Source organism: Haemophilus parainfluenzae (assembly GCF_003252755.1).
GTDB lineage: Bacteria > Pseudomonadota > Gammaproteobacteria > Enterobacterales > Pasteurellaceae > Haemophilus_D > Haemophilus_D parainfluenzae_N.
This window is the reverse complement of record NZ_QEPT01000001.1, coordinates 210544-221652: the sequence shown is the minus strand read 5'-3', so window position 1 is coordinate 221652 and position 11109 is coordinate 210544. Positions and strand designations below refer to the sequence as shown.

Below are 11109 nucleotides of genomic sequence, written 5' to 3'. Positions count from 1 at the left end.
ACATTTTTTTATAATAATTATGAACAACCGCTTTATTTGGAGAAAGCATGGAACATAAACTTGAGGACATCATTGCGATTTTTAATCAATGTTTTGAAGAAGAATATAATACTCGATTGGTTAAAGGCGGTGATGAACCGATTTATTTACCCGTAAATGATGAAGTGCCTTATAACGCGATTTATTTTGCGCGAGGCTTTTACAGCAGTGCATTACATGAAATTGCCCATTGGTTAGTGGCGGGGAAAGAACGCCGTAAATTAGAAGATTTTGGCTATTGGTATGAGCCGGATGGGCGTTCAGAAGATCGTCAGCGTGATTTTGAAAAGGTGGAAGTGAAGCCTCAAGCATTGGAATGGATTTTAGCCACTGCGGCGGGATTTCGTTATTTTGCCAGTGCGGATAATTTGAATGGTAATCCAGGCGATACGCAACCATTTAAGCAAGCGGTATATGAACAAGTAAAAACCTATGCAGAAAAAGGCTTACCAAAACGTGCCGAAACCTTGCGTCATGCCTTGGCTCAATTTTATGGCACAGAAGATCGAATTGATTTAGCGAAATTTGATGTTACTCGCATCTAAAGTGCGGTCATTTTTAGGCAAATTTTGCGTCTGTCAATTTTTCTTAAAATCGGCTAAAATAGGCCGATTTTATTTTTGGCTTTAACTTTATAAAAATATGAAAGATTCTATTATTGCAAAACTTGAAAGTTTAAAAGAACGTTATGAAGAATTAGAGGCATTGCTAGGCGATGCGTCGGTAATTTCGGATCAGGATAAATTCCGTGCGTATTCTAAAGAATATTCACAACTTGAAGATGTGGTGAAATGTTTTAATCGTTGGAATCAGCTTAATTCTAACATTGCTGAAGCAGAATTGATGTTAGATGATCCTGAAATGAAAGAAATGGCCGAAATGGAAATTGAAGAATCCAAAGCCGAAATTGAAGAAGTGGAGCAACAACTTCAAATTCTTTTATTACCGAAAGATCCAAATGATGAATATAACTGTTATTTAGAAATTCGTGCGGGAACAGGCGGTGATGAAGCGGGCATCTTTGCCGGCGATTTATTCCGTATGTACAGCCGTTATGCTGAAAGTAAACGCTGGCGTGTTGAAATGCTCAGCGCAAATGAAAGCGAGCAGGGCGGTTATAAAGAAGTGATCGTGAAAGTAAGCGGTGATGGCGTGTATGGTCAGTTAAAATTTGAATCAGGTGGCCACCGTGTACAACGTGTACCAAAAACAGAAAGCCAAGGTCGTATTCATACTTCTGCTTGTACTGTTGCCGTTATGCCTGAATTACCTGAATCTGAAATGCCTGAAATCAATCCAGCAGATTTACGTATTGACACCTACCGTTCATCTGGTGCAGGCGGTCAGCACGTTAATACCACAGACTCAGCGGTACGTATTACCCATATTCCAACAGGTATTGTGGTGGAATGTCAGGATGAGCGTTCACAACATAAAAATAAAGCTAAAGCGATGTCTGTATTGGCTTCACGTATTGTTCAAGCGGAGCAAGAACGTCAAGCCGCAGAGCAAGCAGATACCCGCCGTAACTTATTAGGTTCAGGCGACCGTTCCGATAAAATTCGTACTTATAACTACCCACAAGGTCGTGTAACAGATCACCGTATCAACTTAACGCTCTATCGCTTAGATGAAGTGATGAACGGCAAAATTGACGAGCTTATTCAGCCGATTATCACTGAATATCAGGCAGATCAATTAGCGGCGTTATCTGAGAGTAATTAATGACCTATCAACAATGGCTTGCCGATGCTGTGCAAGCCTTAAATCAGGTAAATCCGCCAGAGAATGGCAAAGTTGATGCGTTAGTGCTACTGCAACACGCAACGGGCAAATCGAGAACGCAAATTTTAGCTTTCGATGAGACGGAAATTGATGAAAAAGTGCGGTTAAAATTGACCGCACTTTTAGATCGTCGTTTAAAAGGCGAACCTATCGCTTATATCCTCGGTGAAAAAGAATTCTGGTCCTTGCCTTTAAATGTATCTGAAGGAACATTGATTCCTCGCCCTGATACCGAAATTCTCGTAGAAAAAGCATTGCAAATTGCGTTAGAAAAACTGGAAGAAAATCCACCTCACTTTCGTATTCTTGATCTTGGCACAGGCACGGGTGCTATTGCGTTGGCGTTGGCTTCTGAGCTTTTTCCTATTTGTCAAAAAAAGCATATTCAATTGGATGTTATTGGTGTTGATTTAATGCCAGATGTCGTCAAATTAGCGCAATCCAATGCAGAAAAAAATCAGCTTGATGTGCAATTCTTGCAGAGTCGTTGGTTTGAACATGTTGAAGGGCAGTTTGATATTATCGTCAGTAATCCGCCTTATATTGATGAAACTGATGAACACCTTTCTCAAGGTGATGTGCGTTTCGAGCCTCGTTCGGCGTTGGTGGCGGGTGAAAATGGTTTAGCTGATTTACGTCATCTTATTGAGCAGTCACCAAGATATTTAAAAGATAACGGCTATTTATTGTTAGAGCACGGCTGGAAACAGGGCGAAGAAGTGCGGTCAATTTTCTGGCAAAATCATTGGCAAGGGGTTGCAACCATACGGGATTATGGCGACAATGAGCGCGTAACGTTGGGATATTGGAAGCAGTAATGAAATACGATCAAAAAGCCTTATATGCTGAACTGACTCATTTTTATTTGAGCATTTGTGAGAAAGAGCAACTTGATGAGCCTCGTATAAGAGGGCTTGTAGGTAGCTTAGTGCGTAGAGCTCGCCAAGCTATTCCAGAAGAATGGGATGATAAAGCTAAAATTCATCAATTATTACAGCTATTTTACGGTGACTGGGGCTTTCATTGCGATGCGGACAATTATTTCTATGCCCGCAATTTGTACCTTCCGTATGTTTTAGAAGAGCGTGAAGGCATGCCGGTGAGCCTTGGCGCCTTAATACTTTATTTAGCTGCAAGTTTAAAATTACCGATTTATCCCGTGAATTTCCCGACCCAACTGATTTTACGTGCAGAAGTAGAGGGTGAAGTAGCATTTATTGATCCTTGGAGCGGAAAATATATTTCAGTGGATGAATTGAAAAAACTCTATGAAGGCGCCTTTGGTTTTGGGGCTCAAATTCAACCAGAGGATTTAGCCCGAGCAGATATTCCGATGCTGACCGCACGTTTCCGTCAGCTCGCCAAGAATGCCTTAATTCGTGAAGAGCAAAACGATTTGGCTTTTAATTATATCCAATTCTTGTTAGCGGGAAGAAAAGATCCTTATGATATTCGCGATCGTGGCTTAGTGTTGGCGCAAATGGGCGCTTATCCTTCAGCCATTGAGGATTTAGAATATTTTGTGGATCAATGTCCAAATGATCCCACTTCTTCTCTGTTAAAAACTCAACTTTTAGAACTGAAAGGCGAAGCATTGAAAGATGCCAATGCCATCCATTAAAAAGGAAATATTATGCAAAATAAAATTGTAAAAATTGGCAATATTGATGTCGCAAATGACAAACCCTTTGTGCTTTTCGGCGGGATGAATGTGCTTGAAAGTCGCGATATGGCGATGCAAGTTTGTGAAGCTTACGTGAAAGTGACTGAAAAGTTGGGCGTTCCTTATGTTTTTAAGGCATCTTTCGATAAAGCTAACCGTTCTTCAATTCATTCTTACCGTGGTCCAGGTATGGAAGAAGGTTTAAAAATTTTCCAAGAGATAAAAGAAACCTTTGGCGTGAAAGTAATTACCGATGTGCACGAAATCTATCAATGTCAGCCTGTTGCCGATGTGGTGGATGTGATTCAGTTACCAGCATTCTTAGCTCGTCAAACTGATTTAGTCGAAGCCATGGCAAAAACCGGTGCGGTAATTAACGTGAAAAAACCACAATTCTTAAGCCCAGGTCAAATGGGGAACATTGTAGATAAGTTTGAAGAATGTGGTAACGATAAAATTATCCTTTGTGATCGTGGTTCAAACTTCGGTTACGATAATTTAGTGGTAGATATGTTAGGTTTTGGCGTAATGAAAAAAGTATCTAAAGGTAGTCCAGTTATTTTTGACGTGACCCATTCATTACAATGTCGTGATCCGTTTGGTGCTGCTTCAGGCGGTCGTCGTGAACAAGTGACTGAATTAGCCCGTTCTGGTTTAGCAATTGGCATTGCAGGCTTATTCTTAGAAGCTCACCCAAATCCAAATCAGGCAAAATGTGATGGCCCTTCTGCATTGCCACTTTCGGCATTAGAAGGTTTTGTTTCACAGATGAAAGCCATTGATGATTTAGTGAAATCTTTCCCTGAATTGGATACGTCTATCTAATAGAGAAGTGCGGTTGAAAACAGCGTTGTTTTTGACCGCACTTTTGTTCTGTAAAAGGAGAAAACAATGAATATCGTATTTTTAGACAGCACGGCAATTCCGAAACATATTCCTATTCCTCGTCCAAGCTTTCCGCATAACTGGGTAGAGTATGAATATACTTCCGCAGATCAAACCATTGAGCGAGCCAAAGACGCGGATATTATTATCACCAGTAAAGTGATTTTAAGCCGTGAGGTGTTGCAACAATTACCTAAATTAAAATTAATTGCTATCACCGCAACGGGCACCAATAACGTGGATTTAGACGCAGCAAAAGAATTGGGTGTGGCAGTTAAAAATGTGACAGGTTATTCTGCCACGACGGTACCAGAGCATGTGTTGGGCATGATTTTTGCGTTAAAACACAGCTTGGCTGGCTGGCAACGCGATCAAATCACCGGCAAATGGACTGAGAGTAAACAATTCTGTTATTTTGATTATCCCATTACAGATGTTAAAGGTTCAACGTTAGGCGTGTTTGGAAAAGGCTGTTTAGGCACAGAAGTAGGACGTTTAGCGGAGCTTTTAGGCATGAAAGTCCTTTATGCTGAACATCGAAATGCCACAACTTGTCGTGAAGGTTACACACCTTTTGAAGAGGTGCTAAAACAGGCCGATATTCTGACATTGCATTGTGCATTGACTGAAACAACTAAAAATTTAATCAATCAAGAAACCTTGTCACTTTGTAAAAAAGGTGCGTATTTAATCAATACTGGTCGTGGTCCATTGATTGACGAGCAAGCAGTTTGTGACGCATTAAAATCAGGGCAGTTAGGTGGTGCCGCATTAGATGTGTTAGTTAAAGAACCGCCAGAGAAAAACAATCCACTGATTGAATTAGCGAAAACGATGCCGAATTTAATTATCACCCCGCATATTGCTTGGGCGAGTGATAGTGCGGTAACCACGCTAACGAAAAAAGTGACGCAAAATATTGAAGATTTCGTTCAACAATTAAATCAAAAATAATGAATTTACCTATTTCTTTATATGTCGCTCTGCGATATTGGCGCGCTAAAAGCGCTGATCGTTTTGGGCGACTTGTTGCTAATTTGGCAAGCTTTGGCATCGTATTAGGTGTGATGGCGTTGATTATTGTGCTTTCTGTCATGAATGGATTAGAAGGCTATCAAAAACAGCAGGTGCTTTCGAGCATTCCACACGCGATTGTTAGCCAAGAAACGCCTATTTCAGCAGAAAAAATGCTTGAAAATACGCCGCACTTTGTGCAAAAAGCCGTGCCAATTAATACGACAAATGTTGTGTTTCAAACATCAAAAGGCGTGAGTGCAGGACAAGTAATTGGTATTCAGTCTTTTTCAGATGATCCTTTACTGGAAGGTTTCGATCCTAGCCAATTTAATCAACTTTTACCGCAAGGTGAGTTTAAGTTGATCATTGGTGATAATCTGGCTCAAAAATTAGGTTTAGCAGTGGGCGATAAAGTTCGCTTAATGATTACTGAAAATAGCCAATATACGCCATTTGGTCGTGTACCGATGCAGCGTTTATTTACTGTGAGTGAGATTTACTATGATTATGGCGAAGCGTCAGGCTATGAGGTTTTTGCTAATTTAGCGGATATTGGTCGCCTAATGCGTATTCAACCAGGTGAGGCTCAAGGCTATCGTTTATTTCTGGATGATCCTTTCCAAATCACAGAATTGCCGAGTTATTTTAAAGAGAGTCATATCAGCGATTGGCGTGTCCAAAAAGGGGAGTTTTTCCAAGCAGTTCGTATGGAAAAAAATATGATGGGCTTGTTGATTAGCCTAATTATTGTTGTTGCGATTTCCAATATTGTGACCTCATTAAGTTTAATGGTGGTGGATAAACAAGGAGAAATCGCTATTTTGCAAACGCAAGGTGTCACTAAATCCCAAGTACGTTCGATCTTTATTTATCAAGGTTTATTGGTTGGACTAGTGGGCACATTGATTGGTGCTGTACTGGGCGTATTAATTACCTTAAACCTTGGGGCAATTTTAAGTGCGGTCAATCCTAACGGTGTTTTCTTGCCGACAGAATTGTCCTTTATTCAAATGATGTTTGTCATTGGATTTTCCTTGTTGCTTTCTTTACTTTCTACACTTTACCCCGCTTATCGGGCGGCGAAAGTAGAACCTGCAGATGCCTTGAGATACGAGTAAGTTTTAATGGTAAATGAATGATGGATGAACAATCACTTTTAGCTTTTGATACACAACATATTTGGCATCCTTATTCTTCAGTTTCTTCTGATATGCCGCTTTATGCGGTAGAGCGTGCTGATGGAGTGATAATAACCTTAAGAGATGGTCGTCGTTTGATTGATGGCATGTCTTCTTGGTGGGCGGCGTTGCATGGTTATAATCATCCTCGTTTAAATGCGGCTGCACAGAATCAGTTGGCAAAAATGAGCCATATTATGTTTGGCGGTTTTACTCATGAACCCGCGGTGGAATTAGCTCAATTATTGGTACAAATTTTACCAAATGGATTAGATAAGATCTTTTTTGCTGATAGTGGTTCTGTTGCTGTGGAAGTAGCGATGAAAATGGCTATTCAATATCAGCACGCTAAAGGGGAAGTACAACGGCAAAAATTCGCCACCATTCGTTCTGGTTATCATGGTGATACTTGGAATGCGATGTCAGTGTGTGATCCAACCACGGGTATGCATCATTTATTTCATCATAGTCTGCCTGTACAATATTTTCTTCCTCAACCCAACATTCCATTTAATGAATCTTGGAATGATTGTGTGATGGAACCTTTAGCTGATTTACTTAAGAAAAAAGGTAGCGAAATCGCCGCACTTATTTTAGAACCTATTGTGCAAGGTGCGGGTGGTATGTATTTTTATTCACCAATTTATTTAGTGAAAGCGCAAGCGCTTTGTAAGCAATATGGTGTATTGCTAATTTTTGATGAAATTGCCACGGGTTTTGGCCGTACAGGGAAATTATTTGCAGCTGAGCATGCTGGGATTTCGCCAGATATTATGTGTATCGGTAAAGCCTTAACGGGTGGTTATTTAACTTTATCGGCAACCATTACGACTACTGAAATTGCACAAACTATTTGTCGCGGTGAGGCTAAATGCTTTATGCACGGCCCCACTTTTATGGCAAATCCATTGGCTTGTGCGATTGCGGCAGAATCTATCCATTTATTATTGGAAAGCCCTTGGCAGCAAAATATTCATCGAATTGAGTCTTCCTTAAAACAACAGCTTTCGCCTTTAGCTGAAAAAGATTACGTCAAAGACGTTCGCGTATTAGGGGCGATTGGGGTGGTTGAAATGACAAGTGCGGTAAATATGAAAACTTTAGTCCCACGTTTTGTGGAACAAGGTGTTTGGATTCGACCTTTCGGAAAATTGGTTTATGTGATGCCTCCATTTGTGATTAAAGATGATGAACTTCAGAAATTAACGGAAGGCATGATTCTGGCTTTAACGCAGGAATATGAACATTAGGATGAAAAATGGATGCTTTTAAACAGCAACTGGAAAAGCTTAGCGCGCAAAATCAATATCGTTCAATTCCAGACTTAGTTCATCAAGGACGATATATTACGCGAGAAAATCGCAAAATGCTGAATATGTCATCTAATGATTATTTAGGTTTGGCATCCAATGAAAATTTGCGCCAGTCTTTTTTACAGCGATATGGCGATAATTTCCCTTCTTTTACCAGTTCTTCGTCTCGTTTATTAACGGGAAATTTTCCTGTTTATACCGATCTTGAACAGCTTATTGCTCAACGTTTCCAACGAGAAAGCGCTTTATTATTTAACAGTGGCTATCACGCCAATCTTGGTATTTTACCGGTATTGACGACAACAAAAAGTTTAATTTTGGCAGATAAATTAGTGCATGCCAGCATGATTGATGGCATTCGTTTAAGCCAATGTGAGTTCTTTCGTTATCGTCATAATGATTATGAACATCTAAAGAGTCTGCTCGAAAAAAATGCCGGAAAATTTGACCGCACTTTTATTGTGACGGAATCGGTTTTTAGTATGGATGGCGATGTAGCTGATTTGAAGTATCTTGCTCAATTAAAAAAACAGTTTCCCAATACTTATCTTTATGTGGATGAGGCCCATGCAATAGGCGTTTACGGTAAAAACGGATTAGGTATTGCCGAACGAGATAATGTGATAGCTGATATAGATTTATTGGTTGGCACTTTTGGCAAAGCCTTAGCTTCAATGGGGGCTTATGTCGTCTGTGATCAAATATTAAAAGAGTGTTTAATTAATCAAATGCGTCCATTGATTTTTTCAACCGCACTTCCGCCGTTTAATGTGGCGTGGACTCATTTTATTTTTGAACAATTACCACAACTTTCAAAAGAAAGAACGCATCTTGATCAGTTAAGTGCATTTTTACGCCAAGAAGTGGAGCATAGAACGCAAATAATGCCAAGCCAAACTTGCATTGTTCCCTATATTTTAGGTGAGAACGAAGCAACCCTTACCAAGGCGAAAGATCTGCAAGAACAAGGTTATTATTGCTTGCCGATTAGACCACCGACAGTACCAAAAGGTACATCCAGAATACGATTGTCTTTGACGGCAGATATGACAATAGATGAAGTAAAGCAGTTTGTGGCATGCTTATAAGGAATAATGTGAAAACGAAATTTTATGATCATCAAGGTGAGAATTTAATAGTTTATTTTGCTGGCTGGGGGACACCTCTTGATGCTGTGGCTCATTTGATTTTGCCAACAGATCATGATTTATTAATTTGCTACGATTATCAAGATTTGAAGTTAGATTTTGATTTTTCTGCCTATCAGCAAATTCGTGTAGTGGCATGGTCAATGGGTGTTTGGGTGGCAGAGCGAGTATTACAAGGAATCACCTTACAATCTGCCACAGCAGTGAATGGAACAGGTTTACCTTGTGATGATAGCTTCGGTATTCCTTATATTATTTTTAAAGGTACGCTAGAGAATCTCGCAGAAAATACTCGTTCAAAGTTTGAACGTAGAATCTGTGGTGATAAAGTATCTTTTGAACGTTATCAACAATTTTATGCACGACCATTTAACGAAATTTATCAAGAACTCACCGCACTTTTTGCGATGATTCAGCAGGATAAACGCACAGATCTTATTCACTGGACAAATGCATGGATTAGTTCTCGCGATAAAATTTTTATGCCGGCTAATCAGCACCAATATTGGGTATTGCGTTGTGCGGTTCAGGAAATAGAGGGTGAGCATTATGTGTTTTCAAGATTTACCCACTGGTCGGCATTATGGAATCATTAACTTCCGTAGATAAATCGCGCATTAAACACGCCTTCCAAAAAGCCTTAAATAGCTATGATGAACATGCGTTAATTCAACAAAAAATGAATATTAAATTAATGATGCATTTGCAAGACTATTTGCCAAATGGGTCACTAGATAGCGTTTTGGAACTTGGTTGCGGGTCTGGTATGTTGAGTGCATTGTTGCAAAAACAGATTTCAGCCAATTATTGGTTATTTAATGATTTGTGCGATGTGCGCGCTCTACTCGCTGAAAAGCTGATTCAACCTTTTGATTTTTATTGTGGTGATGCAGAGAACTTTCCTTTTCAACGACAATTTGATTTGATTGCTAGTGCATCAGCTGTGCAGTGGTTCCATCATCCTGTTAATTTTATTTCCCATTGTAAAACAGGATTGAAACTTAATGGTTTATTGGCGATTACGACCTTTGGTGAAGATAATTTAAAGGAGATTCGCCAAATGACGAATGTGGGGTTAAGTTATCCGAATTTATCTCAATGGCAAAATTGGTTAGCCAATGATTTTGATCTTTTATGGCATGACGATGTTAATGTAATACTAGAGTTTGATACGCCATTGGATGTACTCAAACATCTGAAATATACCGGTGTAACAGCGACTAACCAGAAAAATTGGACAAGAAAAAATCTCAACAAATTTATTGATGATTACTTACAGGCTTTTAGGTTGCCATCGGGTAAAGTGCAGTTAACTTATCATCCATTGTTTTTTATCGCACGTTATTCTGGTGCTGGAAATTAGTAAGGCGTATTTATGGGCAAGGTTATTTTTGTATCGGGCATTGATACCGATGTAGGTAAAACGGTTGCAACAGGCATTTATGCTAAAAAGTTGATGGAACAAGGCTTTTCCGTTATTACACAAAAAATGATTCAAACAGGCTGTAAAAATATTGCTGATGATTTGCTTGTACATCGAAAGATTCAAGGCATTGATTTGACGGAAGAAGATTTACAAGGCGACACCAGTCCTTATCTTTTTGAATACCCTTGTTCTCCTCATTTAGCGGCAAAGCTCGAGGGGCGAGAAATTAATGAAAAAATTATTGAAAAATCCACCGCACTTTTGGCAGAAAAATATGATTATGTATTGTTGGAGGGGGCGGGAGGATTAATGGTGCCTTATTGTGACGATGCGACGACGTTAGATTATATCCAGTCAAACAATTACCCTTTGATTTTAGTGACATCGGGAAAATTAGGTAGCATAAACCATACATTATTAAGTTTGGAGGCTTGTCGTTCTCATGGGGTATCAGTGTTAAGCGTAATGTATAACGGTTATCCAGAATACGATCCTATCATTAGTCAAGAGACGCAAGGCTATTTAAAGGGTTATCTTAAAAAATATTTTCCTGAAACGGGATTTGAATGCTTTGGGCGCATTGAAATTTAAGCTCAGGGAAAAGTGTGATAGACTTGAGCAAGTTTTTAATGAGATGATTTGCTGCTAAAGTGCG

At 39.6% G+C, this 11109-nt stretch carries 12 protein-coding genes; all 12 read left to right on the top strand.

Annotated elements, in window-relative coordinates; all coding sequences use genetic code 11:
- Window positions 1–47 precede the first annotated feature (47 nt).
- The 12 genes from DPV95_RS01025 to bioD all read left to right on the top strand — a co-directional run bounded on the left by DPV95_RS01025 (window position 48) and on the right by bioD (window position 11045).
- Window positions 48–584: an elongation factor P hydroxylase gene (locus DPV95_RS01025; RefSeq protein ID WP_111406477.1), complete on the top strand. Its 537-nt coding sequence runs from the start codon at window positions 48–50 to the stop codon at window positions 582–584.
- Between the two features lie 97 nt (window positions 585–681).
- Window positions 682–1764 carry a peptide chain release factor 1 gene (gene prfA / locus DPV95_RS01020; protein ID WP_005698533.1) on the top strand — a complete coding sequence of 361 codons (1083 nt, stop codon included), beginning with the start codon at window positions 682–684 and terminating at the stop codon, window positions 1762–1764.
- A complete protein-coding gene (gene prmC, locus DPV95_RS01015; RefSeq protein ID WP_111406476.1) occupies window positions 1764–2642 on the top strand; it encodes a peptide chain release factor N(5)-glutamine methyltransferase in 879 nt (292 codons plus the stop codon). Before prfA ends, prmC begins: the two co-directional genes overlap by 1 nt.
- Window positions 2642–3445, top strand: coding sequence for a SirB1 family protein (locus DPV95_RS01010; protein WP_111406475.1), 804 nt, complete (start codon window positions 2642–2644; stop codon window positions 3443–3445). The genes prmC and DPV95_RS01010 overlap by 1 nt, the downstream gene beginning before the upstream one ends.
- Before the next feature lie 12 nt (window positions 3446–3457).
- Entirely contained in the window at window positions 3458–4312 is an 855-nt protein-coding gene (kdsA, locus tag DPV95_RS01005) for a 3-deoxy-8-phosphooctulonate synthase (RefSeq protein ID WP_005695859.1), read from the top strand.
- 66 nt (window positions 4313–4378) lie between these two features.
- The gene (locus DPV95_RS01000; RefSeq protein WP_111406474.1) at window positions 4379–5326 is read left to right on the top strand and encodes a 2-hydroxyacid dehydrogenase; all 948 of its coding nucleotides are present in this window, start codon (window positions 4379–4381) and stop codon (window positions 5324–5326) included.
- The gene (locus DPV95_RS00995) at window positions 5326–6507 is read left to right on the top strand and encodes a lipoprotein-releasing ABC transporter permease subunit (protein ID WP_111406473.1); all 1182 of its coding nucleotides are present in this window, start codon (window positions 5326–5328) and stop codon (window positions 6505–6507) included. The genes DPV95_RS01000 and DPV95_RS00995 overlap by 1 nt, the downstream gene beginning before the upstream one ends.
- A 20-nt stretch (window positions 6508–6527) precedes the next feature.
- Complete coding sequence (gene bioA / locus DPV95_RS00990) at window positions 6528–7817, top strand: adenosylmethionine--8-amino-7-oxononanoate transaminase (RefSeq protein ID WP_165818919.1); 1290 nt, start codon at window positions 6528–6530, stop codon at window positions 7815–7817.
- An 8-nt stretch (window positions 7818–7825) separates the two neighbouring features.
- Window positions 7826–8968: an 8-amino-7-oxononanoate synthase gene (gene bioF / locus DPV95_RS00985; protein ID WP_111406471.1), complete on the top strand. Its 1143-nt coding sequence runs from the start codon at window positions 7826–7828 to the stop codon at window positions 8966–8968.
- Between the two features lie 8 nt (window positions 8969–8976).
- The gene (locus DPV95_RS00980) at window positions 8977–9624 is read left to right on the top strand and encodes a DUF452 family protein (RefSeq protein ID WP_111406470.1); all 648 of its coding nucleotides are present in this window, start codon (window positions 8977–8979) and stop codon (window positions 9622–9624) included.
- Window positions 9612–10391 (top strand): malonyl-ACP O-methyltransferase BioC, encoded by a 780-nt coding sequence (gene bioC, locus DPV95_RS00975; protein ID WP_111406469.1) that lies wholly within the window; start codon window positions 9612–9614, stop codon window positions 10389–10391. Before DPV95_RS00980 ends, bioC begins: the two co-directional genes overlap by 13 nt.
- 12 nt (window positions 10392–10403) lie before the next feature.
- Window positions 10404–11045 (top strand): dethiobiotin synthase, encoded by a 642-nt coding sequence (gene bioD, locus DPV95_RS00970; protein WP_111406468.1) that lies wholly within the window; start codon window positions 10404–10406, stop codon window positions 11043–11045.
- Window positions 11046–11109: the final 64 nt, after the last annotated feature.